Origin of the sequence: Granulicella sp. dw_53 (assembly GCF_018449545.1) — a bacterium.
Taxonomy (GTDB): domain Bacteria; phylum Acidobacteriota; class Terriglobia; order Terriglobales; family Acidobacteriaceae; genus Edaphobacter.
Genome location: NZ_JAAVUR010000017.1, coordinates 25,544 through 48,082, shown reverse-complemented (window position 1 = coordinate 48,082; position 22,539 = coordinate 25,544). Strand labels below are relative to the sequence as shown.

The following is a 22,539-nucleotide window of genomic DNA, read 5'->3' as shown; positions in this document are numbered from 1 at the left end:
AACCAGTTGCCGCCATCAATGATCGTCATCTTGGCCAGGATAATTCGCCTGGCCTTGAACATTGGCGCGTTCGGACTACTTAATGGCCAGATCTATTGGTTCGCATTCGAGAATGCCGGGATGAGACTAATTCGCCAAGTTTCACTTTGATCGGCGAGATGAACGCCGCCTGTAGTTCCTCATTGAAAGACCACTCCTTAATCCACTGTCATTCAAGCATGTGGCTGAGATGTGCAAGAGATTCCCGTCAAAATGAAATAAAATTGTAAGATGGCAATGATTAGCAGCGTCCTGCATGCCGAGGTGGAGAAATCGAAAGAGGAAGTTACGTTTTGGAATTTCGATTCCCCTGGAGTATGGAATACTGAGCAGCATTCTCACACAAAGGGACAACTTTTCTCGCTCCAATCCGGACTGACTATCGTTGAAACTGTGATGGGTAATTGGATGCTGCCGCCGCATCGTTGTTGTTGGATACCGCCGTCCAACCGTCATTCGATGCGCTCTTGCGGCGACATCGCAGGGTGGTCGATTTATCTAACTTCCGATCTTTGTGATCTTCTCCCCAGTCGTCCGGTCGTGCTGGCACTATCCCCTCTGCTCGATCAAATTGTGCGTCGCATCGGCGACTGGAAGCAAAACGCGCCCACATCGTCCTTTAGGCGCCATCTTCTCGCTGTACTCTGCGAGGAGATACGAAGTGCGAAGATACAGCCCTTGGCTTTGCCAATGCCAAGCGACCCTCGGCTAAAACATTTCGTGAAAAACATGGCACATCGGCCGGAGAATGAGCGCACGCTCGATTCCTGGGCAAAAGTAACGGGTATGTCGAAGCGATCTTTACTTCGGAATTTTCGGATGGAGACTGGAATCACGATCGGTCAATGGCGACAGCATCTGCGCGTCCTGACCGCCGCTGAGAAGTTGTCCAGCGGCAGCTCCGTTACTCAGACATCCCTCGCGGTCGGTTACCTTAGCGTCAGTGCCTTCATCAAAACATTCAAACGTGTCATGGGCATTACTCCTCTTGCTTACAGCCGCGTCAAAGATAAGCCTCCTAGCAATAGTGCCACCTTAAGGGCAGGTAGGAGCTGATCCACGAATCTGGTGATATCTATTCGCAGCGTTCCTCTCGGGCACTAGTCATCACGCGGTCGGCGAGCGGGCGTGTCAATGACATTTGGCGTGAGGGTCCGTACGCTCGAACCAGGGCAATTCGGATCAATTGGGCATAACGTGCAGAGCTCGACATGCCGGACTGTTGCCCGAATATGAGGCATCTCTTGGACCGTTATTCGGTCTTCGGAAACAGACGATCGGACACGAGGAGAGCGACCCTAAGAAGATCGCGCAGGCGATTCTCAAGCTTGTTAGCAGTGGCAAGGAATCGCGTCGGTTAGCGTTCGGCACAGATGCTGCGGGCCAGCTGAAATAGTGGATGAAACGCAGGCGCAGTAAGCCGAAGAATGGCAGCAGCTGACGGAATCAACCGTCAGGGACTAAACCGCAATTTGTTTCCAAAGCAGAACCAAAGAGGAGCTATGAAAGCAATCGTGATTCATGAAGTCGGCGGACCCGAAGTTCTCCAGTTGCGGGAGACACCCGTACCGAACCCCCTAGCCAACGAAGTCTTAGTCCGTGTTGAAGCCACCGGGGTCAACTTTATTGACCAGTATGTCCGCGAAGGGCGTTATAGCAATCGGCCGCCGTTTATTCCTGGCCAGGAAGCTGCTGGAACCATCGTTTCACTCGGCAGCGAAGTTACAGGACTGAGTGAAGGGGAGCGAGTCGCTTGGTGCAGTATCGTAGGCACGTACGCTGAATATGCAGTGGCCCCCGCGGACCGTATTGTGCCGATTCCTTCGGGAGTAACTTCTATGCAGGCCGCCGCAGTCCTGCTTCAAGGCATGACTGCACACTATCTTTCGCATTCTTCGTATCCAATTCAGATTGGAGATGAGATTTTGGTGCATGCTGGGGCAGGCGGAACTGGGCTTTTGCTCACACAGATGGCGAAGGCTCGCGGGGCGCGTGTTCTAACAACGGTCTCTGGTGGAGAGAAAGCGGACCTATCTCGTAAGGCGGGCGCCGATGAAACCATTCTTTATAACCAGTTGGATTTCGCTGAAGAAGTGAAGAGGCTTACCGACGGACGCGGATTGGCAGTCTTCTATGACTCAATTGGAATGAGCACTTTCGACCAATCACTAGCCTGCCTCAAAGCCCGGGGGACACTTGTGCTCTATGGATCGGCAGGCGGAGACGTGCCACCGCTCGAACTGATGAGACTCGCCTCTCTCGGATCGCTCTACGTCACTCGTCCGGTTTTGAGGGACTACACGCGCACACATGAAGAGCTGATGACGCGGGCCGCCGAAGTTTTCGCAGCTGTCGCTTCCGGCACCTTAAGACTTCGAATCGAGAAGACGCTTCCGCTCAAAGATGCAGCTCGTGCCCACATCGAACTCGCCAGTCGTTCGACCACAGGGAAAGTGCTTCTCATTCCGTAATCTTCTATCACCAGGGCGAGGATGCTTGTTACTCATCCGGATGTAAGAACCCATTTCGAGGAATCTCGAAAACGTTTTTTGTAAATTCGCAGCCACAGTCTTGTTGGCACTTTACCAGCTGCACTGTATTTACTTCCAACCACGAAGCTCCTCAGCGATGTAGCTCGGTTTTAAGGCTCAAACGGAGGCTTACGGATCACGATACTAGACGCCAAAGACTTGGCCGCTCTTGGAACTCTCACTGATGACGTTTCCCGCCCTTTCAGCGATACCCGCTGCTCCCAAGCCATCGGTATGTGTAAGAGAGGGGATCTAGGTTCCGCTTTGCTAACGTCTATAAGGTCTGAACCCTGGCCATTGCCTCTCTATCCAGTCATTGAACAATGAAGGCCATACATCTTCATCGGGGATACCGACGGAGAGGCCGGAGCCGTGTTCCCCGTGACGGAAGAGATGAACTTCGGCGGTGACATGTTCTCGGCGGAGTGCATCCGCGAATAAGATACTGTTTTGTGGGCTGATTTTTTGATCGTCCATGCTCTCGAAAAGAAATACCGGCGGAATAATCGGCGTGACGTTCTCTTCTCCAGACAGGTAGTGCTGCAACTCTTTCAGTTTATTGCCATGAAAACCCATCAAGAGATGCTTGTACGAGCCCGAAGGTGGCACCGCCTCGGGATTCATCGAGATGACAGGATATCCAAGGCCTAAGAGATTCACTTGGGCGGAGCCCGTGTCGATCGCATCTGTTGCCGTCGCGCCAAAGGATGCGGACGGATGGAGTGCAAGCGTACTCGCCAGATGGCCACCGGCAGAGAAGCCCAACAGCGCGATGTGCGAAGGATCGATACCCAGGTCGTGGGACCGAGCACGCAACAAGCGAACTGCACGTTGACCATCCCATAGCGGGATTGGATAACGGTAAGTACCATCTGATTGCACGAGTCGATACCGCAAAACGAAAGCAGTGACATGCAATTGGGTTACGAAGTATTCCGCCACCGAGGCCTGCTCTCGCTTATCTGCCAAATTGTCGTATCCCCCTCCGGGAATCACCAGGATTGCAGGATGGACCTTGCGGGAGGGGTCTACGGGCTGGAAAACTTGGACGTAGGGCACATCGCGACAAGAGTCATCCCCGACGGCTCCGGGCGCTGGCGATTGCCATAAACGGATCTCAGTAGCATCACTGGCATCGAAGCAAGGATTGGTCTTTGGCTTGGAAATGCTTTCCCGTTCACGGCGGTGCCGCTGTGCCTGCATCGAGAGTTGTGCGCATGAGAACAGAAATAGAATGAGGACGAATCGAAGTCTATACATGGAGGAGGCTCCTTATCGGGAATCGTTTTAGCCACTAATGCCATCGCGCATCACTATAGACGCGAATTTAGATGACGTTTCATGGAGATAGTCCCTAACCGAGAACGAGTGGAGTCCTCACGGGCCGAGCATCTAGTCCTGTGAAGCTCGACGGGGCCTCCCGGTCCGTTCCGGTTGAGGCGGTAGCCATAGAAATCTGTTCAACAGATTTCAAATGAGTCTTCATATCCCCGGACCTAACGGACAAATATCGTTCAAATGGTCAGTCCTATCATGTGAATTCGCCCGCTGTCCCGCCTTGCCAAAACGCCAGAGGCTCGTCGCGTATGACGGGTAGGAGATATACCCCGCCGCGCCGCCTTGGTAGTAGGTATCACGGTCGCCTTCTGCGATGGGAACATTCCTTGAAAAACGCTCAGGCAGATCCGGATTGGCGATGAAGTGTTTTGCGAAGGACACCAGATCAGCATTACCACTTCGCACGACCTCATTCGCCGATTCCAATTCAAAGCCGGAGTTCGCGATGAGCGTTCTTTGGAAAATTGGCCGGTAGCGTTTGTACGTACCTTCTTGCAGCACGGCAACTACAGAACGACTGACATCATTAATGGGACGCATCAGATGCAGGTAACCTAATGCAAATTGATCCAACTGTTGAATCAGATAATCGTAGGTGGGAAGCGTGTCGTCGTTTGCAACTAAAACGCCTACTCCGTTCTGTCCGGGACTCAACTTGATGCCGACCTGACTTCTCAGCCAATGACCGGCAATGGCACCTAGAATTTCGATAATCAGACGCGCTCGCCGCTCAGGCGATCCACCATACTCGTCATCTCGAAGATTAGTCGCAGAATTGAGAAACTGCGGAAGCAGATAGATATTCGCGGAATGCAATTCAACGCCGTCAAAACCTGCGACCTTTGCATTCTTCGCTGCCTTACCGAAGTCATCCACGATGGATTGGATATCATCAACACTAAGGCTTCGCGGAGTCACCGTATCCTTGAATCCGGAATGCGTAAACACTTTGTGTTGGGGATTGATAGCTGAAGGTGCCACAGGAACCTCCCCAGCGAGCAAGTCGGGATGAGAAATTGATCCTGAATGCGCGAGTTGAACAAAGATTCTTCCATCACGCGCATGTACGGCGCCAGTAAGCCTTTTCCATGCTTCAACCTGTGAATCGCTATAGATGCCGGGAACTCGGATCCCACCAACGGCTTGAGGACTAACATATGTCCCACCCGTGATGATAAGACCAGCAGATGCACGCTGGGTGTAATATTCGGCTTCCACATCCCCAGGAGCACGATCGGATGAATCTGTTCTTCCGCGTGTCATTGGCGACATCACAATCCTGTTCGGCAGTACAAGCGAACCGAAGGTGTAAGGCCCGAGAAGCGGCTGAGCTTCTACGATTTCACTGGCACGTTTGGCGCTTGTCTCATTTTCAAGGTTCACTTTCTCTCTCCTTTTCAGTGCGCGAATTCCCGTGTGTTTTGGATGTGAGAAATATCGCGACGATACTTTAAAGTATCGTTTAAATACTATCGTGTATCATAGCGGTATGGAGAGAACCAAATCGCCGAGGGACCGGATTCTTGAAGCGGCAGCCAAACTGTTCCACAGAGAGGCGACCCATACCGTCACTTTAGATCGAATTGTGGCAAAGGCCGGCACGACTAAAATGGCCTTTTATCGGCATTTCGAAGGTCGAGAAGCTTTGGTCGCAGAGTGGCTCACCGCGATTTCGACACAGAGTGAAGCACGTTGGGAATGGTTGGCTGCTGAGCATCCATACGATCCGATCGCCCAGATCGTTGGCTGGGCTCGATTTATTTCGAGCCGATTGCCATCAGAAAACCATCGAGGCTGCCCGTTCATGAATACGGCTGCAGAGCTTTCAGACCCAAACCATCCGGCATGGGGTGTTATTCGGGAGCATCGCGACCGAGTGAGGCAACATCTGGAATCGCTTTGCAGAAAAGCCCATCTTTCTAACCCGGAGCGACTGTCGCGAGGGATTCTCTATGTAGTCGACGGCGCACAAAGCAATGCCTCGAATCTCGGTGCAGATCTCGTGGGAGAAGACATGGTGGAGATGGTTAGTTCCCTCATCGGCCAACGGACGTCCTTGAGAAGTACATATGGTCGGGCGGTTCTGCCTGCTAAGCGGCCTCGAAAAGATAGCATTCGAACAGTTGGCTAGCCACTTGAGGCAAGCACACATTGATCCCTTGAACGTTGGTGACTCCTTCAGTGACTCATCCTTGCGAGCCCAGCTATCAGTGTCCACCGCCTGTCGAGCCTGATTGCCTTCTCGAGCCAAGAGCGGTGCCATACTCGGGCGCATGTGGATCGTGGTCACCGAAGCTTAGATTAGCAATTGCCATCTTATCCGGCCTCTGAGCAAGCACTGGTTGAGCGACAGGGCTTTGTAGAGGGACGCTTATCAAGGAAGATCATGTCCTCCGGCTTGGTGCATGGTCGCCATTGCGGCAGAGTTCTGTGCTCGATTCGGAAAGCATGAGTTCGCGGACACTCCTTGGGATAAGGGATCTAGAAGATAGCCAAGCGACGAATAGACCCTCCGCCGTTTCACTCTGGCGCTTTCAAGCAAATCTTTGTCCAGATTGATGAAGAGTGGCCAGTAGCCAACTGCTACCTTATGAGCTGGATCGGACAACTGCGTTACTGATTCGGTTTTAAAGAAAAGGAGTTCTTGTCATGAGTGATGTTTTGCAGACCATCCCGGCCGTCGAAGGCGTTCGTAAAGTTAGTCGAGGAGAAGGTGAAAAATTCGATATCGCGGGTGCTCATCTCACCTGGAAAGTAAAAGCGGAAGACAGTGCATACTCATTCTCTGTCAACGAAATGACACTTGCCCCGGGTGAAGGTGTTCCAGTGCACAGTCATACCTCGGCGGAATCGTTCTACGTACTGTCAGGCATCGCCGACTTTTTCCGCGTGAGTGGCGGAAAAGAGGACTGGGTTCGCTGTGAGGCCGGTGACATCGTGATCCTTCCTCCAAACTCGCTGCACGGCTTCTATAACCATGGGTCTTCCGATTGTCGTGTGCTTGGGATATCGACAGCGGTTCATCAGACTTTCTTTGATGCCGTCGCCGACGCAGACCGAACCTCTAGCTTCGCGTCCATCCCTCCAGCGGAGGCTATGGGCAAGATTGCTCAGATCGCACGCGAGAACCACATGTATTTCGCCCCAATCGATGTCGGGTCAAGCTAAACGAAAGATACAGCTCGTAAGTCCACCACAGGAGGAAAGGCATGGGGGGTAAGTTAGATGACAAGGTAGCGCTAGTTACAGACGGGAGCTCAGGCATTGGCTTCGCTACGGCCAAACAATTCGTCAAGGAAGGCGCTTTCGTTTACGTCACGGGTCGGCGACAGGCGGAACTCGATGTCGCAGCGAAGTTTTTGGGAAACCACGCGAAGGCTGTGCACGCCGAGGTCTCCAACCTTGCCGATCTGGATGCGCTCTACGCCCAGATTGGGCGAGAGCAGGGTCGATTAGATGTGCTAATCGCCGATGCGGGTGAGGCCTTGTACGCCCCTCTCGGGCAGATAACAGAACAGAGTTTTGACCACATCTTCAACACCACGGTGAAAAGCGTTCTGTTCACAGTGCAGAAAGCGCTTCCCCTCATTCCAAACGGGGGAGCAATCGTACTGAAGGCCTCGACGATTTCAATTAAGCCCGTTCCCGCTTTCGGCATATATTCGGCGGTCAAGGCAGCCGTACGTTCTTTTGTTCGCGGTTGGACAAAAGATCTGAAGGACCGCAAGATTCGGGTGAATGCCGTCAGCCCCGACCTAACCAATACTGAGGGACTGAAAGATCTTGCTGAGACGTGCGATAAAAGATACCGCTTCGAAAACCCGGCGGCCATTTTTCCACTTGGCCGGTTGGGATTACCTGAAGAGATTGCGAAGGCAGTTGTATTTTTGGCCTCCAATGACGCAAGCTACATCACCGGCGTCGAACTTTTCGTCGGCAGCGGGAGAATCTGGATCTAGTTTCCACTGATAGGCGTTCACGCGAGATAACCTCTATTTGCCTAAGAAATCCATCATGCTTCATCGCAAGTTGTCAGCGGTGACCGCCGGACTGTCACTTTCAGGATTATTTGGCGTAGTCGAGGTCCTAGTCATACCTTGATTACTAGAAACGCGAAGAGCGTCTCTAAGAGGATTGGCGCGTCATCATGTTTTCACACCTCTCGTACCGCAGTGTAATGGCGCCATAGAAATCTGCTCATAATTAAGTCGGATTGCACCTATTACGAACTGCCTAACTTGTTTACCGAACTTCGGTACCGGTGCCCTCCGCGCAGGGCGCTACATAAAGGATTTGGCCTGCCATGATACTTGCTAATTCATTGCCTGGATTTCGTATTGAGATTAATCCACCTAAGGTTGATCTTGCGGATCTAAACAGTCTTTTCGAGATTGTGGGAATGGGGACGCGGTCGGTGGATGCAATGAGAGAGGCGATCAAATCTTCTACAGAGATCGTCGTTGTGTATAACGATCGAGATATTCTCGTAGGATTCGGTCGATTGATTAGCGATGGAGCGTACTATGGCACGTTGTGGGATATCGCGGTCCATCCAAACTTTCAAAAACTCGGAATCGGCAAAATGATTGTTGCGCGTCTCTTGGCCAAGTGCAGATGCCTTCAGTTAAGGATGGTAGGGCTTTTCACAGCGTTACACAATCGGCGGTTCTACGAGAGTTTAGGTTTTACGATGCTTGATTATATTCACGCTATGACACTGGATTTAGACCAATTTGAACATTGAAAGAGGAATAGTATGGACCCAAATTTGATTGGAATCGTAGTCGCGGAATTTAGTCCGGATATTAGCGAGGCAATGCTAATGGCAGCTCGGGATGAGACAACGATTCTAGGTGTAGAGATAGCGATAGTTTCACATGTGCATGGTGCTTATGAAATCCCTTTGATAGCTGACGCTCTTTTGAGGAAAGAGCATGTTACATCCGTGGTCGTTCTTGGGTTTATCGAAAAAGGAGAGACCCAGCATGGTGAAGTGATGGCGCATACGGTCAGTACCTTACTGCTAAATTCTTCTCTCCAACACGAAAAAGCTATTGGTTATGGAATTATTGGTCCAGACGCTTCATGGGATCAGGCTAATACCCGGAAGGAGCTTTACGCGCGAGCAGCCGTTCGTGCCGCTATTGCATCCACCAGCGTCCTTCGGGATATTCGAGAAAAGAAGAGACGGAGATATCTCCGTCTCTTCTCAGTGCGTAATGAATAAGACTATTCAGATATGTCATAAGGCAAGGATTAAAGATGAGTAGATCTTGGTATTACCAGTGCATCAAGTAGTCCTTCTCCAGACAGCAACTCGAAAATACCGGAGGGACCGTCTGCAATTGCGTGCTCCCATTAAGCATCTATTGGGGTGAAGCGTAGGACTCTGCTCTCCTACTCACCTACACAGCCAATCCAAGAGCGATCACAAAAGTGAGAAGCGATCTTCTGCATTGAGTTACCGAGAGTCCCGTATCTAGGGAAGGACAAAACTTTACTGCGCAAAGATGAGTTTTTCGGTGCGAAATTGGAATCATTTGAGTGTTTTTAGCCTGTCCATCGCATGCCGAGCCGAGATGGTTGCCGATGCGGCATTTGCGACGGCCGGGTGGAGAAGACGAGCAAGTGGGTCGTCGAGCCGAACGTGAATCGACTCTCCTTCGACTACGGCTGCGATCCGCAGTAGCTCTCTTTCGGTGAACCCGGTAATTCTGTCGTAGCGGCTAAGATCGAGCCGCCTTTTAAGGTAACGTAAGCGACAGCCGGTTACGGATGCTGAAATGGTCTGGCACTTCATCGTCAATGTGTCCTAAACGCATACGGCTATCGACAGCTCGTTTTGGATTGGCTCCACGATCAGTCTCATCTCGCCTTGCTGGGATCCGTAAGGGCGACGATTGGGTTCCTGTGGAAGGCAGCCAAGGTTCGCGCTAAAGAAAAACGATTGTTGGCAGAAAGTTCGGCAAGAACCGCCCGGATGTGACGGCCTATTTCACTCTCTCCGATGACGGAGGTACTGTTTGTACGCTGGCCAACGTCGGAACGGGAACGGGCCATATCAGTTAAGTTCCGTCTTCATACGCCAGGCGACTATGTGATTTTTCTACGAACATGTTGCTCTCCTTCACCGGCAGGGGTCGTAGTTGGCGGCAGAAAAGGTAGAGTTCTGCTGTCTCACCGCAAGCCAAGCCGCGGATTGCAGATTGGCGGCAGCGTCTGGCGAGATGCCTAGACTTGCAGCAGCCAATTCAGAGTGCCCCAACGTTCTTGCATCCGTGCCAGTAATGCGTTGGAACAAGACAAGCGCATTCAGATAGGCACCATAGATGCTTGGGTGATGAAAGCCCGGATCCGTCGGCACGTCCCGCGTCACGGGTGAGCTGCCCTTCTGGTAGTTGAATGTTAGCGAGAAGCCCGTTGCAGACCCACCATACGGGTCAGGATTGGCCATTCCCTGCGACCAAGCCAATGCCCACGCATCGCCGGTAGGAGCGATCCCGGCGATGTTCTTGTTCCGCGTTGCTGCGCTGAGATAGGCATCGTGGTACGCAGAAGTAAGGGTTCCAAGCGCGGAAAGGTATGCAGCATCAGAGAAGGCCGACTGCTCGGTGCTGAGGCTATAGGCCATATCAGCCGGCGCACCCGTTTCGTAGAGGAACACCTTGGCGGCGGGAGCTGCCGCGTGAACCCCTGCCTCGATGGTGTCGATCGCTTTGCAGAACGCAGTAGGATCACTGTGGCTGTCCAGCGAGAGGTTCGATGGAATAGGCTGGAACGTCGCTTCCTGTAGAACCACTGCGGTCCAGCTTGGTCGCGTGATGACGTCGCTTGCGGCGGAGTAGTTGTCTGCCAACGAAGTCTCTGAGATCGCCTCGATGTGTACATCGTAGGGAAGCCCAGCTTCGCTCGCGAATTCCGCAAAAATCCCCGGGATGCCGCCCCACGGCCCCGTCTCGCCAGCGCTTGACTCCTGCCTTGCTGTCACCACGGTGCCAAAGTTCTCGTCCACTACGTTCGTAGAGGCAACGGTGGAACCGATGCCACCCGTTCCCGGAGTATTGTTGTACGTCCGTACCGGCAGGTAGCGTCCGTGAGTGAAGCTGTCACCGACGAAAACAATATGCTGCAGAGCGGGAGGTTCCTTCGTCTGGGTAGGAGGAGTGTTCGTCACCGTCGAGCAGCCAGCGAGAGAGAACAACAGTGCTGCAGATGAAGCGAGCAAGGCCGAGTTGAATCGTGTAGTCATGTGTTTCCTTAACCCGGATGTGAGGCCGGAGTTGTTTGCTTGGCGATGATGTAAGTGGACATGGTGAGGCTTTGAACTACCCCAAGTAAGCCCTGTATAAAAAGAGGCACAAGGTCTTTCCAGACCTGGTACCGAACTTCGGAGAGCGAATCTCCACATCATCGGCAAACAGGTCGAGAATCGTCGGATCGCCAGCGTCTCCCTTCAAGAAGTATTCCTTGATGAGGCGGATTTGGTCGGCCGCCTGGGTTGAGGTGTCCACTGTTTCTCCTTTAGTTTTGGTCGCTAGCTGCAGCGTACGCCAGCGTTGCTGCTTACTTGCTGTACTCGTCGTCGCTGACCTTGTCCATCCAGGTGATCGCGCTCTCGTCCAGCTCTCTTGAATGGCGATATGGGTCATGGCGGTGGTGGGCGCGGCGCCGTGCCAATGTTTCTCGCCGGGTTCGAACCACAATATCTCCGGATCGAATCTCTTCGATTGGGCCGGATTCGGTCTGTGCCCAGCCAGAGCCAGCAGTGACAATCAATAGCTGGCCAACAGGATGCATATGCCAGGCAGTGCGAGCTCCTGGCTCAAACGTCACCTGAACACTGTGGAGACGCGAGGGAGTTGATGCTTCGTAGAGCGGATCGACACGCACGGCCCCGGTTAGATAGCTGGAAGGCGGCACTGTCGATGCTTGAGTTCCTACACGTTTGATCTCCACGAAGACACCTCTCTCTTGTTGCTGCCGATTGCGTAGCAGCTGATACATAAAAGATTGCAACCAACGCTCTCTGGATGCATCTTTTCTTATGAGTCACTACAGAAAAGGTAGCGGCTCACAGGTACAGCAGCGTGAGAGCGATCGCATTCCGCAAATACGGGGGGCCGGAGGTACTGGAGATTACTCAGTTGGCCGACCCTGTTGCCGCTCCAGGGGAAGTCGTTGTCGATGTTCATGCGGCCAGCATTAATGGAGTAGACGCCAAGACACGCAGCGGGACAGGAGCTTACAAAGCATCCTTCCCACACGTACTCGGCAGGGACTTCTCTGGGGTGGTCAGCTCAGTCGGGCCGGGAGTATCTGATCTCGCGTGTGGAGAGTCGGTGTTTGGCGTCCTCGATCAAGGAAGAGACGGTACCTACGCTGAGCAGCTTGCGCTGCCTGCCCATCTGGTGGTCAGGAAACCGCATTGGCTCTCGCACGCTGAGGCATCGGCAGTAGCCTTGACGGGCATTACAGCTGTTTGGGCCTTAGAAGATACCGCTCAAGTGCAACCCGCCGACACCGTTCTAATCCATGGTGCGGCCGGTGGCGTCGGATCGTTTGCTGTTCCACTGGCGCTTTACTTGGGTGCCCAAGTCATCGCGACCGCCAGCGCGTCCAATCGCAAATTTGTGCAACGCCTGGGAGTCGAACGTGTCATCGACTATGCAACGGAAGACTTCCGTATCGCTTCCCCTCCGTGCGATGTGGTCTTCGACACCGTGGGCGGACAGACACAGGTGCAGTCCTACGAGGTTCTCAAACCTTCCGGACGGCTCATCTGGATTGCTCCTGCGTCCCAGAATTTTGTGTCGCCTAGAAAAGATGTGCGCGCGGTGCGACCAGATGTTCGGAGAGATCGTCGCCACCTCGAACGCGTGCTGGAACTGCTGGAACTAGGAGCAGTCCGTACTCCCCCTATTCAGACTTTCGCGTTGGAGGATGCTGCCGAAGCACATAGGGTCGCAGAGAAGCGACACGTCGCAGGCAAGCTGGTTCTTACTCGCTTCGATAACAACACGTTAAACGTTTGAGACGAACGTTGCCCAGCGATCTCTCACCGCACCTGAAAGGAATTTGCATGAGCACAGAACAGAATGTCGATGGGACAGAGGCTACCCTAGCTTCTTACACACTCGGGTCGTTGAAACTGAAGAATCGCATCGCCATGGCACCATGACCCGAGGAAGGACGAAATCACCGGAGAGCGCGCCAGGAACTCTCGAAGCTGAGTACTACGCTCAAAGAGCCTCGGCAGGTTTGATCATCACAGGTGGAGCGTATATCAGCAAGCAGGCCATCGACAGCATTCGCGTTCCAAGTATTTACAACAATCAGCGGGTGGAAGCATGGGCGCGGGTTACGTCCGTCGTTCACAACAATGGCGGAAAGGTCTACGTTCAAATCGCGCATTCGGGCTCTGTGTCGCACCTCCCCGGGCGATTTTCTAGAAACACCCCCTTCGCTGAAGGCAATATGGCTACCTACTATCAGGGTGGCCCAGACGGGTGCACAACCTATCCGTCCCTTGAGGAACAGGAGTCGTCTACGGCGTCACTCTAAAAGAAGGGCCACGCGAGAGAAGAAAGGTGCAGAGATGGGACGAACGCGCGAATTTGATGTAGACACGGCGATTGAAGTTGCGGCGAAGCTTTTCTGGGAAAAGGGGTACGAAGGAACATCCCTTGCAGATCTCACGGGAGGCATGGGGATCAACCCGCCCAGCTTTTACATCGCCTTCAAAAGCAAGGCCGCTCTTTTTCGTCTGGTTCTGCAACGCTATCGGGAGCAGTACCTTGGATTTGCAGCTCAGGCACTCGAAGAAAAGACCGCCCGCGCGGTCGCAGAGCGACTCTTGTTTGGCTATGCAGACCTCCTGTCGTCGCCAGATCACCCTCCGGGGTGTCTGGCAATGAACAGTGCATGGATAGCTGATGGGGACGGTATACGCGAAGAGCTGAAAGAACATCGTGAATTCCGAAAGAAGGCTCTGCGCAAACGTTTCCAAAAGGCGATTGCTGAAGACGATCTCCCTGTAGGTACCAGCGCAGAGGCTCTCGCAAACTACGTCATGGTGGTTGCTTGGGGTATGGCTCTTGAGGGGCAGGGTGGCGCAGGGAGAAGAGAACTGAGAGCGCTTGCGCGATCGGCGATGAACGCTTGGCCATCCCATAGTGACTCTCTCGCGGCCCCTTATACAAAGCGGAGCCGCGGCGCCAAACATGCCTCTGTGGCTTCGGTTGGGTAATTACCGGATCCAACAACGTCTCGCGGCGTGTCTGTCGTGCGAGACGACAACACAAACCAGCATGCATGTGCACAAACCAAGGGGATGAGAATGGACGAGTTGCTTCACAGGATTCCTTCAGTGGAAGGAGTTCGCAAGATCGGTGTAGATGAGGGTGAGAAGTTCGATGTTGCAGGCGCGCACTTTGTCTGGAAGGTAAAGGCCGAAGACAGTGCCATGTCCTTCTCGGTCAATGGGCTGACCTTGGCCCCCGGCGAGAGCGTACCGGTTCACAGCCATACGTCGGCAGAGTACTTCTCTGTCCTTACCGGTGAGGCTCACTTCTTTCGCTTCAAAGACGGAAAGGAAGAATGGGTCCGTGGTCCATGCAATCGGATAATCAGCATTACTTACTGCGCTGTGGAAGGTATCTTGACCCGCTTTGAGAGTAAAGTACTCGTGGTCGTTCCAGGCTAGACCTTCGACGGGAATGGCCTCCCCGTTCACCGTGATCGATCCGGCTGCCTTTAATCGAGGAATCGAGTAGTACTCGAAGAACTCAGAGCCCTGCCCATCCGAACCGTCCAGTTCAAACAAACCTTTGTCGCCGTGCAGAACAGGGGGAACCTGAGGTTGCAAGAACAGGTTTACTCCGAAATCGTCCTGCCGTGCCTTGAGCTGAAATACTCCCAGCGCCGAAAGCGGCTGCTTTAGCTGCCAAGGCCCCAGCTGAATGGACCATGGCTTCTCAGTGATGCTTGCGAGCGGGCTTTTCTCAGGAGCGAGAGACTTGTGGAAGAAGAACTGCTGCCCGTTGATGTCGCTGACGGCAAGATCGGCAAAGATCACCGGCTGGACTTGGGGTTCGCCAGCTGGCGCGCCAGTTGGCTGATTGGTGCGGAAAAACGTGAGCTCAAAGCCGTATTCCTTATTATTCCGTGAATGAAGATTTCCCGTGAAGTACCACCACTCCGTCTGGAAAGTGGGGTGATCGTACAAATCCTGAGGAAACTTGATGACGGGCGGTTTCCGATTTGCTTTCGCGACTACATCCGTCGATGATGTCGCTTGCAATGACTGTGCCTCCGAGTTGGCTATAAAGCTGGTCAAAAAGAGGATGGACACGGCGATGCCGACAGCTTTCATGATGTTGCTCCTTAGATACGGTAGTAATTTGAATTGAGCAGAAACTTACATAAGAACAGGAGCGGTCGTTTCATTCGAATTCTGCTCTATGGAACTTTCCTTAACGGCCTTGTTTGCGCAAACGATCAGTGGGCATGTATGCGGTGGGAAGAAGGAGACTGCTTTGGATCTGCGATCACGGTCGCACGTAATCTCTGAGTTCCTTGTCGCTTATCAGCGCCCCACACTCACAAGTTGATTGTTGAAGTCTTCCCCGTTGCCGCCTCCTATCTTTGTGCCCTCCGACTCCACATTGCTTACCTTCTCCACGTCCAACCGGTAATTCCTGACCACTGCCCGGCCCGTAAACAACAAATCCCCTGCCTGCAGCATCCTCACCATCACCTCAGTCTCCTTCCAGCTTTTCCGGTGAGCCAGCCACGCCGCTCCTTCGGTAACTCCGACCACACCCACAGAGAAGACCAGCATGACGGAGGAGTGATTGACGATAGCTCCTGGGAGGATCTATTCCTCGTAACATCGGCAGCGGGCATGGAGGAATCGTTCAGTTGAATTCCAATCCATGAGCCGAACGGGAGTTGGGCGCTTCCCATGGCTAGATCGGTGCGGCTGGTCCACCATGCCGCTGACTCGACTCGTTGTCGCTGGACAAGGCTCGCTTCGTCGGTGGTGGAGTGAGCCCAGATGTGGGAGCGGTCAGCCAACTGTGGCTGCGGGCCATCCACCAAGCGTTGGGCATGACTTGGAATGGATAAGATTGCTACGATAGCGACCGCTACTGCCCAACCCGCCCGGATCAAAGCAAACTCCCGATCCGTTTGAGTTTAGTCACGGTGTATCCATTCGATTCTGGGTTAATGTCTATGCTTTCCCCGAGCATCATTTCTGCTCTGATCGCGACCTTGCGCGGCTCTAAGGGTGCGATTTTGGGCCGAGGTGCACTAGCAGATGGAATCATGACGGGGGTCGTGCAGCTGCCGGCTCTCCATGGCCGCAGTGAATAAATTACATATTGCCTTTTGGCGTCTCCGGGTACGAATTCTTCGCTTCCGAAGGAACGGAATCATTAGGTTTCGCTTAGCGAATGGCTGGTTATCAACTGGCATTCATCGCGCTTTAGACTGCATGTTCTAGCTTGATAAGCTCTGCGGCGCGTTCACCTATGACGACGCATGGGGCCATCGTGTTGCCGGATGTTACACGCGGCATAATTGATCCATCAGCGATACGAAGATTGCTCACGCCGTAAACCTTAAGTCTGCCATCTACAACCGACATAGAATCGCGCCCCATCTTCGCTGTAGATGTCTGATGACAATATGTAACGGCTCTTTGTCGAATGAAGTTTTCGAGCTCAACACCCTTTAGATTTCCCGCCATTAATTCGCGCTTATTGAACGGTCGAAGTGCATCTGAGTCCGCCACATCACGGCATAGTTCAACGGAGGCGATGGCCGCCTCAAGGTCTTCCGGATGCGACAGCATATTTGCTTCAATTTGAATTGGATCGCGCGGGCCTCGGCCTGTCAGACGGAGGGACCCTCGACTTTGCGGTCTTACGCCCCCCGGGGCAAGCGACCACCAAGAATTCGCTGGCAGGCCCAGTTCGTTCATTTCGCTCCGAATGGTCCCTCCATCGCTCTGGGCGATTTGGATATTCGGCGTATCTAGACGAGGATGGCTTTTCCAGGAGAGAACCGCCCGGGCGGCGTTCGGAATCACCGTCGGTTGTCGATATTCCCAAATACATCCAAAGATCACGAAGTGGTCTTGAAAAGACTGCCCTACTCCTGGCAGGTGCTGGACGAGAGGAATCCCGAACCTCTTGAGTTCGACTTCATCTCCGATTCCAGACTGCATTAGGATCTTTGGAGTATTGATCGCACCGGACGACAGGACAACCTCGAGGCCCGCGCTGATGCGGCGAATATCGCCTCCATAGTCTATCTCCCCCCCCGTGGTCCGATTAGGCGGTGAGTGCTTCGGAGTGTCCAGCTTCTAGCTGCTCGATGAGGCTCTGCACATTGGCGCTAATGATCTGCTGTGCGGTCTGTCTCTGGTTGGTGGTTTGCTGTTGTGAGTATGCAGGCTTCCGGTTTTTTCTACCGGAAGGTGGGTTGCCAGCGTTACTGCTGGCTGCGTCATTGCTGTCGGAGTATGCGCTGTTGTTGATGTTGCTTTGATATTCCATTGTTTTTGCCTCTGTCTGCCCGATGGGCGTTTCTCGTTTCTCACAGCGCAGCGGGACAAAAAACGATCCATCGGGAGACAGAGCAGAGCGAGGAAGCAAGGGTGGGGAGACCGGAGTGGTGGCGTGGCAAGTGCCAAACACGCACCTTCGTTTGGCACGCCACCAGCGCTTATCCGAACGGACTCCGCAAGGCCCGTTCTATGGGCCGCCCACCCTTGCGAACCGAAGTGGGGCCAAGCCGCGCGACAGCGCTACCCGGGGGTTGCTTCGGCTTGTTCTCCAGGGGATCCGCAATGGAGTTGCGAGCAAAACATGTGGAATAAGAAGATCCACAGAGTTGACTGGCGAAGAGCGTAGACACAAAGGAACTTGCTGCCTCTGTACCTACCGGCCTCCAAAGCCCATTCGGGTCGTTGGGCAACTTATGTCTGGCCGTTCCGAAAACTACCTAATCGCTGTATGCTTCGTGCAACTCTATACAAGGGCGACCAGGACCTATGAAATTTTCGGAAATAGCATCTCGCCTCAATAGCGTCGGGGTTCCATTCTTTACCGTGGGCTGGATACCCAAGAAAGCAGACGTGGCTATCGCGAAGAAAGTGATACGTTTTCTTGAAGACCGGCGGATGTTGTTCAATGCCTGCGCCTGTGAAGATCCTGGGCATTGCGCCCTTTCGGCAATTGAGATCCGAAAATTTATGACCGATGAATTGTCTGAAGTCACGGAGGGTTCCGATCTCTACAAACATTTGGCCGCGATCCGTTCGGCCTGCCGTAGCTTTTTGGACAATACTCCAGCCTCCGGGCAAGATCTCGATTTTCAAGATCGCTATTCTATGCAGACACTCCAGTTCTTTATGTCGCTTGGAGAACTTCGCGCGACCGTTGGACATCATGTCGCTCTGATGGCTGTGAAATGGGAGATCGATGTTGAGAAGGATTTAGCGCAGGTGCTACCCAAGGCATGAACTATCCTGTTCTCATCTCTGGCTTGGCGCTTTGGGACGGCTTGGCTATCATGGAAACGGAAGATCAACGATTGCCATCCAAGTCTAAATCGATCGTTTTAAGGGCAACGAGGAAAGACGAAGCGACCTTCGCCGAGGTCGTCCGACTCATTTCTGCGTCTCGCGAAAAGGCTCTGCAAGCGGTTAACACCGCTTTGATCGATCTCTACTGGGAAGTGGGAGCGACGATCAGCCGTAAGATCGAAGCGGCGGAATGGGGCGATGGTGTCGTCGACCAGCTCGCTGCATATATAGCCCGAACTCAACCAGGGCCACGAGGCTTCACTAGAGCCAACCTGTTCCGGATGAGGCAGTTCTACGAGACTTACCAAGGGGATAAGAAAGTCGCACCGCTGGTACGACAATTGCCGTGGTCGCATCACCTCATTATCCTCGGGCAGAGCAAACGCCAGGAGGAAGGCGAATTTTATATGCGCGTGGCCATTCGGGAGCGGTGGAGCAAACGAGAGCTGGAACGTCAGTTTTAATGCCGCCCTGTTTGCGCGGGTTGTGCTTAGACCACCAAAAGTCTCGCCAGCGGTGCGACAAATACATCCGGAAGCCCTCAGTGTCTTCAAGGCTGCCTACAGCCTGGAACTTCTGGGCCTCTCACCGATTCATGCTGAGGCAGACCTGCACCGCGCTCTACTGGACAAACTAAAGAACTTTCTCATCGAGTTGGGGCGCGATTTCTGTTTTATCGGCTCCGAATTTCCCCTTCAGGTCGGTGGACGCGATTTTGCGCTCGAGCTGCTCTTCTTCCATCGAGGCCTTAATTGTCTTGTCGCGATTGAACTGAAGGTCGGAGAGTTCGAACCGGAATATCTTGGGAAGCTTAACTTTTATCTGGAAGCGCTGGACCGCGATATACGCAAACAGCATGAGCAACCAGCCTTAGGCCTCCTGCTTTGCGCCGGCAAGAATGATGAAGTTGTGGAGTATGCACTCAGTCGCAGCCTGTCACCGGCCTTGATTGCCGAATACCAGACGCAACTCCCTGACAAAAAGCTTCTCCAGGTCAAACTTCACGAGTTTTACCTTCTGAACGCATTGCCTGAGGATCGCTCTCCTGTTGCAGTTAAGAGACGAGTTCGTGGCAAGCGCGTCTAGATCTTCCGTAAGCGACGGAGCTATAAGAGGGAAATGTGATTGAATGGAAGCCCGGTGATTTCGGTGACTAGGAACCTCATAGTTCAGCGTATCCGACGGGAATGGATGACAAGTGGCCGGTTTGTCCAGCGGGGATGGATCTCTTGCGCCAGTTTGAAGAGGCCCGTCCGAACGATTTATGCCTTTCTCCAAGCGCAAGATTTAGCCGATCTTCCTTCATAGCTCTGGTTTCTATGGCATCCCGGAGTGGGACACCTTTACTGCGCATTGCGAGACATGCGAAGACCGCAAAGTGTAATGTGTAGCAGTTGTAGAATCTGACACCGAAGACGTAGTGGAGCATGACAGTTCGGTTCCCGTCCGCAAAGTCGTTCTCGTACATATAGACGCGTTGTACGCCTTGGTCGAGGGAGACCCCCCATTGCTACGCGGTAACCCGGGCCGTCATCGTTCGGGGTGGCAATGGTTCGGTGGTCTGTGCCACTTCGTATGAAGTCCGATTCTATAGTGTCCGATCTGCAATGTTGGCCGTACGACCCAAGCGCTTCTATCCAGAGGCGATCTTCATTCCGTCTAATTTTCCTGGGTCCAAAGCGGATTCTCCCGCTGCACCACATAGCGCATCCAGGACAAAAAACAAAGCTTTCACAATATTAGAATCTGGAGATATTTGTAGTAATGCCGCTGTCTGCAATTTCCTCTTCTTGCCAATTCTGGAACGTAAGGGCAAACTGGCTACAAAGACCACAGGAGAGAATGACCTGTCGCAACTCCGATGTTGAGCTCTTAGAGGAGAAGCCTTCGCTGTGTATCGAAAGGTTCCGCGGGCTGAGATCATTCTTGTTCATCTGCGCGATCTCCATCGGCAGATCAGGCCGTCGAATGACCGTGAGCGCTATGCCTTCGAACGGCGCGAACTGGTAACCAAAAACCTTATTTCGAACCTGCATCGAACGGGAGTCCATCCCACATTGAGCATGCTGCTCGAGATCGCGGATATGTTCTCGTTGACGATCGAAGCGGCCCACCGGCTGTTTGGATACGATCTGGGTGGGATTCGAGAGTACGATTCGCTCTTGAATGGAAGACGGACCCATATTAAAGGTTTGCATCAGCGTCTGCGCCCCGGAAAAGTCCATCGTTCCCTGGGCGTGCGCAACGCCAGCTAATGACAGTGCGACAAGGGCCGGCGCAACAGGGCGCAATCCGCGAGCCAACTGTCGCGGTGAAAGTGACGCCACTCTTCCGCTACGAAGACAGGCCTTACATAAAAAGATGGATGAACTTCTAAGAGACATTGAAACCTCCATCGACTGAGAACAGTCGTGACATGTGGAGATCATGAGACCTACTCTCCGTTCCGTCCAATACTTGTTATCAATCGGGTGATCGATTCCATTGATTGGCTCTCTTAAAAAACCTTGTCGGTCAGTAGCGTAAGTTGGGCAGATTCCTGTTTTGCTTGTCTTGAAGGCGAGCCGGTCTTCGTCGCAGTTTGCTTTTCGTCTTTTTTTAGCTGCCGTTTGAACTTGCGAACCAGGATGGGAAGCGTCTTAGGATGACATTCTCGGTGGTAGATCACGACAGTGTCTACCGTCCAGTCCACACCGGCGATGGGACGCGTCGTCAACTCGTTCTCAAGTGTCGTTCCCTGCCGAATAAGAGCTAAGCCATAGCCATCTTTCACGAGTGTTTGCATTTCGCTGGGATGCGACGCTCGAGAATACTCTTCTAGCTCGATACCCGCATCCCCAAGCAACTCCAAGAGCCTCGCATGAGCATTGGGGTGGCGTTGGGGGTGGTATAGGATCGTGAGGTTTTTCTGCAGATCCATTGGCTGTAAGGCCGCCTTCGAAGCCAACGGATCATCTTTGCGCAGACACACAACAATGCGGTCACGGTGGATCTCCTCGATCCGTAACAATGCATGCTTGATGGGATGGGTAACAATCGCGGCGTCTAGGACACCGGCAACTACGTTCTCTACGAGCTGCAGGGTGTCGTCTCGTTCTGGACGAATCGCCCAACTCGGGATGAGTTCTCTGTGCATCTGGCAGAAGCTTTGAAATAGAGCTCGATCCACCAATGGAGAGCAACCAAACCTCACGGAGGCAATTTCCCCACGCTCGATGGCGGCCAGAGCCTCGAAGGCCTCGTCTCGCGCCTCCAGAACAGACTTAGCGATGAACTGGAACGCCACCCCCGTCTCGGTAGGCCTGATGCGCCCATCCTTTGACTTCTCATAGAGACGGAGAGAGGCATATTCCTGAAACTGCTTCGCCTGAATGCTTAGGTTGGGTTGCCCTGTGTTAAGTTGTTCTGCGGCGGCGCGGAATCCTTGCAGTTCCAGAATCGCCAGCAGGTACTTAAAATGTCTAAACTCGGCCCAATCATACATAGCGCACCCGTCTCAAACGAATGGCAATCTTGCGCTAATCTACAAACCTAAAGAGAAACAACGTTTCCAATTCCCTGTGGAAATTCTGGCAAGAGAACGCACCGCCATCAACAGAAATAGTGCATTTGGCCAAACTTACTCCAACGGTCTCCCAAAAAACGCGTCGCGTAAGCCACGCCCATCAATGAAATCAATCACCCGATCAATAAGAAATATTGGACACTTCGTCTGTTCCAGAACAGGCTAGGGGCATCTGGCATCAATTGATACCAGCAACTCAATGTAGAGACCGAATGGAGGTCGTCTTGTCTTCATCATCCAACAGCATTTCATCGCGTGATACTGCTTCTAACGAGATCTTCCTAACCTCTAAGGAGGCTGCGCGAATTGCCAGGCTGCATCCGGTCACGCTCTTGCGTTGGGCAAGACAGGGTAAAGTTCCCCATCGCCGCTTGAGCGCGCGCAAGATCGTCTTCCCGCTGGCGCAACTGAAAGCATGGCTTGAATCGGGTTACACTGACAGCACCGTTCGTGCCGCCTAACCCGAAAGGATC

General features: G+C 53.2%; 25 protein-coding genes. 14 read left to right on the top strand and 11 right to left on the bottom strand.

Translation table 11 applies throughout. The features are described from left to right. The first annotated feature begins 270 nt into the window (after window positions 1–270). Window positions 271–1,095 (top strand): helix-turn-helix transcriptional regulator, encoded by an 825-nt coding sequence (locus tag HB393_RS21230; RefSeq protein WP_213807210.1) that lies wholly within the window; start codon window positions 271–273, stop codon window positions 1,093–1,095. Between the two features lie 446 nt (window positions 1,096–1,541). After that, the gene (locus HB393_RS21225; RefSeq protein ID WP_213807209.1) at window positions 1,542–2,510 is read left to right on the top strand and encodes a quinone oxidoreductase; all 969 of its coding nucleotides are present in this window, start codon (window positions 1,542–1,544) and stop codon (window positions 2,508–2,510) included. 327 nt (window positions 2,511–2,837) lie between these two features. Here HB393_RS21225 and HB393_RS21220 read toward each other — a convergent pair whose 3' ends face one another. Together HB393_RS21220 and HB393_RS21215 are read right to left on the bottom strand one after the other, a co-directional pair. Then, on the bottom strand, window positions 2,838–3,830 hold the full coding sequence (locus HB393_RS21220) for an alpha/beta hydrolase (protein ID WP_213807208.1): 993 nt from the start codon (window positions 3,828–3,830) through the stop codon (window positions 2,838–2,840). Window positions 3,831–4,052: 222 nt separating this feature from the next. After that, entirely contained in the window at window positions 4,053–5,291 is a 1,239-nt protein-coding gene (locus HB393_RS21215) for an alkene reductase (RefSeq protein ID WP_213807207.1), read from the bottom strand. On the opposite strand from HB393_RS21215, the gene HB393_RS21210 reads away from it, so the two are divergent. From HB393_RS21210 to HB393_RS21190, 5 genes are all read left to right on the top strand, one after another. Further along, a complete protein-coding gene (locus HB393_RS21210; RefSeq protein ID WP_213807206.1) occupies window positions 5,263–6,039 on the top strand; it encodes a TetR/AcrR family transcriptional regulator in 777 nt (258 codons plus the stop codon). The genes HB393_RS21215 and HB393_RS21210 overlap by 29 nt on opposite strands. 518 nt (window positions 6,040–6,557) lie before the next feature. Continuing rightward, window positions 6,558–7,076 carry a cupin domain-containing protein gene (locus HB393_RS21205; RefSeq protein ID WP_213807205.1) on the top strand — a complete coding sequence of 173 codons (519 nt, stop codon included), beginning with the start codon at window positions 6,558–6,560 and terminating at the stop codon, window positions 7,074–7,076. 41 nt (window positions 7,077–7,117) lie between these two features. Further along, window positions 7,118–7,867: an SDR family oxidoreductase gene (locus tag HB393_RS21200; protein ID WP_213807204.1), complete on the top strand. Its 750-nt coding sequence runs from the start codon at window positions 7,118–7,120 to the stop codon at window positions 7,865–7,867. Window positions 7,868–8,211: 344 nt separating this feature from the next. Beyond that, the gene (locus HB393_RS21195; RefSeq protein ID WP_213807203.1) at window positions 8,212–8,652 is read left to right on the top strand and encodes a GNAT family N-acetyltransferase; all 441 of its coding nucleotides are present in this window, start codon (window positions 8,212–8,214) and stop codon (window positions 8,650–8,652) included. A 12-nt stretch (window positions 8,653–8,664) separates the two neighbouring features. Further along, window positions 8,665–9,135: a 6,7-dimethyl-8-ribityllumazine synthase gene (locus HB393_RS21190; RefSeq protein WP_213807202.1), complete on the top strand. Its 471-nt coding sequence runs from the start codon at window positions 8,665–8,667 to the stop codon at window positions 9,133–9,135. A gap of 900 nt (window positions 9,136–10,035) precedes the next feature. On the opposite strand, the gene HB393_RS21185 is transcribed toward HB393_RS21190, so the two are convergent. The 3 genes from HB393_RS21185 to HB393_RS21175 all read right to left on the bottom strand — a co-directional run bounded on the left by HB393_RS21185 (window position 10,036) and on the right by HB393_RS21175 (window position 11,864). After that, complete coding sequence (locus tag HB393_RS21185) at window positions 10,036–11,157, bottom strand: hypothetical protein (RefSeq protein ID WP_213807201.1); 1,122 nt, start codon at window positions 11,155–11,157, stop codon at window positions 10,036–10,038. 76 nt (window positions 11,158–11,233) lie between these two features. After that, window positions 11,234–11,419: a hypothetical protein gene (locus HB393_RS21180; RefSeq protein WP_213807200.1), complete on the bottom strand. Its 186-nt coding sequence runs from the start codon at window positions 11,417–11,419 to the stop codon at window positions 11,234–11,236. Window positions 11,420–11,471: 52 nt separating this feature from the next. Beyond that, window positions 11,472–11,864 (bottom strand): cupin domain-containing protein, encoded by a 393-nt coding sequence (locus tag HB393_RS21175; protein ID WP_345945359.1) that lies wholly within the window; start codon window positions 11,862–11,864, stop codon window positions 11,472–11,474. A gap of 131 nt (window positions 11,865–11,995) precedes the next feature. Between HB393_RS21175 and HB393_RS21170 the strand changes: the two genes are divergently transcribed. From HB393_RS21170 to HB393_RS21160, 3 genes are all read left to right on the top strand, one after another. Then, window positions 11,996–12,940, top strand: coding sequence for an NADP-dependent oxidoreductase (locus HB393_RS21170; protein ID WP_213807199.1), 945 nt, complete (start codon window positions 11,996–11,998; stop codon window positions 12,938–12,940). Between the two features lie 142 nt (window positions 12,941–13,082). Further along, window positions 13,083–13,469 (top strand): hypothetical protein, encoded by a 387-nt coding sequence (locus tag HB393_RS21165; RefSeq protein ID WP_213807198.1) that lies wholly within the window; start codon window positions 13,083–13,085, stop codon window positions 13,467–13,469. Between the two features lie 34 nt (window positions 13,470–13,503). Further along, on the top strand, window positions 13,504–14,154 hold the full coding sequence (locus HB393_RS21160) for a TetR/AcrR family transcriptional regulator (protein WP_213807197.1): 651 nt from the start codon (window positions 13,504–13,506) through the stop codon (window positions 14,152–14,154). A 117-nt stretch (window positions 14,155–14,271) separates the two neighbouring features. Here HB393_RS21160 and HB393_RS21155 read toward each other — a convergent pair whose 3' ends face one another. The 4 genes from HB393_RS21155 to HB393_RS25385 form a co-directional block, all read right to left on the bottom strand. Then, entirely contained in the window at window positions 14,272–15,279 is a 1,008-nt protein-coding gene (locus HB393_RS21155) for a carotenoid 1,2-hydratase (protein WP_213807196.1), read from the bottom strand. Window positions 15,280–15,492: 213 nt separating this feature from the next. Then, window positions 15,493–15,747 (bottom strand): hypothetical protein, encoded by a 255-nt coding sequence (locus tag HB393_RS21150; protein ID WP_213807195.1) that lies wholly within the window; start codon window positions 15,745–15,747, stop codon window positions 15,493–15,495. 648 nt (window positions 15,748–16,395) lie between these two features. Next, window positions 16,396–17,199 (bottom strand): GMC oxidoreductase, encoded by an 804-nt coding sequence (locus tag HB393_RS21145; RefSeq protein ID WP_345945365.1) that lies wholly within the window; start codon window positions 17,197–17,199, stop codon window positions 16,396–16,398. A 46-nt stretch (window positions 17,200–17,245) separates the two neighbouring features. Beyond that, window positions 17,246–17,470: a hypothetical protein gene (locus HB393_RS25385; protein WP_213807271.1), complete on the bottom strand. Its 225-nt coding sequence runs from the start codon at window positions 17,468–17,470 to the stop codon at window positions 17,246–17,248. Window positions 17,471–17,967: 497 nt separating this feature from the next. Here HB393_RS25385 and HB393_RS21135 point away from each other — a divergent pair, with 497 nt between their 5' ends. Genes HB393_RS21135 through HB393_RS21125 form a run of 3 tightly spaced genes read left to right on the top strand, consistent with a single transcriptional unit; the run spans window position 17,968 to window position 19,587 of the window. Next, window positions 17,968–18,438 carry a DUF6650 family protein gene (locus HB393_RS21135; RefSeq protein ID WP_213807194.1) on the top strand — a complete coding sequence of 157 codons (471 nt, stop codon included), beginning with the start codon at window positions 17,968–17,970 and terminating at the stop codon, window positions 18,436–18,438. Continuing rightward, window positions 18,435–18,965, top strand: a complete 531-nt coding sequence (locus HB393_RS21130; RefSeq protein WP_213807193.1) for a DUF1016 N-terminal domain-containing protein — start codon at window positions 18,435–18,437, stop codon at window positions 18,963–18,965. Before HB393_RS21135 ends, HB393_RS21130 begins: the two co-directional genes overlap by 4 nt. A 52-nt stretch (window positions 18,966–19,017) precedes the next feature. Further along, the gene (locus HB393_RS21125) at window positions 19,018–19,587 is read left to right on the top strand and encodes a PDDEXK nuclease domain-containing protein (protein WP_213807192.1); all 570 of its coding nucleotides are present in this window, start codon (window positions 19,018–19,020) and stop codon (window positions 19,585–19,587) included. A gap of 653 nt (window positions 19,588–20,240) precedes the next feature. Here the strand turns inward: HB393_RS21125 and HB393_RS21120 are convergent. Both HB393_RS21120 and HB393_RS21115 read right to left on the bottom strand, forming a co-directional pair. Then, the gene (locus HB393_RS21120; protein WP_213807270.1) at window positions 20,241–20,828 is read right to left on the bottom strand and encodes a hypothetical protein; all 588 of its coding nucleotides are present in this window, start codon (window positions 20,826–20,828) and stop codon (window positions 20,241–20,243) included. Between the two features lie 170 nt (window positions 20,829–20,998). Next, window positions 20,999–21,985, bottom strand: coding sequence for a LysR family transcriptional regulator (locus tag HB393_RS21115; RefSeq protein WP_213807191.1), 987 nt, complete (start codon window positions 21,983–21,985; stop codon window positions 20,999–21,001). 293 nt (window positions 21,986–22,278) lie between these two features. Between HB393_RS21115 and HB393_RS21110 the strand changes: the two genes are divergently transcribed. After that, window positions 22,279–22,527: a helix-turn-helix domain-containing protein gene (locus HB393_RS21110; RefSeq protein ID WP_213807190.1), complete on the top strand. Its 249-nt coding sequence runs from the start codon at window positions 22,279–22,281 to the stop codon at window positions 22,525–22,527. Window positions 22,528–22,539: the final 12 nt, after the last annotated feature.

Bases quoted from the DNA above. Each gene is read 5' to 3' on its own strand.
- HB393_RS21190 (WP_213807202.1), top strand. From the start codon at position 8,665: ATGGACCCAAATTTGATTGGAATCGTAGTCGCGGAATTTAGTCCGGAT.
- HB393_RS21200 (WP_213807204.1), top strand. From the start codon at position 7,118: ATGGGGGGTAAGTTAGATGACAAGGTAGCGCTAGTTACAGACGGGAGC.
- HB393_RS21165 (WP_213807198.1), top strand. From the start codon at position 13,083: ATGACCCGAGGAAGGACGAAATCACCGGAGAGCGCGCCAGGAACTCTC.
- HB393_RS21150 (WP_213807195.1), bottom strand. From the start codon at position 15,747: ATGCTGGTCTTCTCTGTGGGTGTGGTCGGAGTTACCGAAGGAGCGGCG.
- HB393_RS21130 (WP_213807193.1), top strand. From the start codon at position 18,435: ATGAACTATCCTGTTCTCATCTCTGGCTTGGCGCTTTGGGACGGCTTG.
- HB393_RS21220 (WP_213807208.1), bottom strand. From the start codon at position 3,830: ATGTATAGACTTCGATTCGTCCTCATTCTATTTCTGTTCTCATGCGCA.
- HB393_RS21160 (WP_213807197.1), top strand. From the start codon at position 13,504: ATGGGACGAACGCGCGAATTTGATGTAGACACGGCGATTGAAGTTGCG.
- HB393_RS21155 (WP_213807196.1), bottom strand. From the start codon at position 15,279: ATGAAAGCTGTCGGCATCGCCGTGTCCATCCTCTTTTTGACCAGCTTT.
- HB393_RS21135 (WP_213807194.1), top strand. From the start codon at position 17,968: ATGAAATTTTCGGAAATAGCATCTCGCCTCAATAGCGTCGGGGTTCCA.
- HB393_RS21195 (WP_213807203.1), top strand. From the start codon at position 8,212: ATGATACTTGCTAATTCATTGCCTGGATTTCGTATTGAGATTAATCCA.
- HB393_RS21225 (WP_213807209.1), top strand. From the start codon at position 1,542: ATGAAAGCAATCGTGATTCATGAAGTCGGCGGACCCGAAGTTCTCCAG.
- HB393_RS21230 (WP_213807210.1), top strand. From the start codon at position 271: ATGGCAATGATTAGCAGCGTCCTGCATGCCGAGGTGGAGAAATCGAAA.
- HB393_RS21185 (WP_213807201.1), bottom strand. From the start codon at position 11,157: ATGACTACACGATTCAACTCGGCCTTGCTCGCTTCATCTGCAGCACTG.
- HB393_RS21110 (WP_213807190.1), top strand. From the start codon at position 22,279: ATGGAGGTCGTCTTGTCTTCATCATCCAACAGCATTTCATCGCGTGAT.
- HB393_RS25385 (WP_213807271.1), bottom strand. From the start codon at position 17,470: ATGGAATATCAAAGCAACATCAACAACAGCGCATACTCCGACAGCAAT.
- HB393_RS21205 (WP_213807205.1), top strand. From the start codon at position 6,558: ATGAGTGATGTTTTGCAGACCATCCCGGCCGTCGAAGGCGTTCGTAAA.
- HB393_RS21115 (WP_213807191.1), bottom strand. From the start codon at position 21,985: ATGTATGATTGGGCCGAGTTTAGACATTTTAAGTACCTGCTGGCGATT.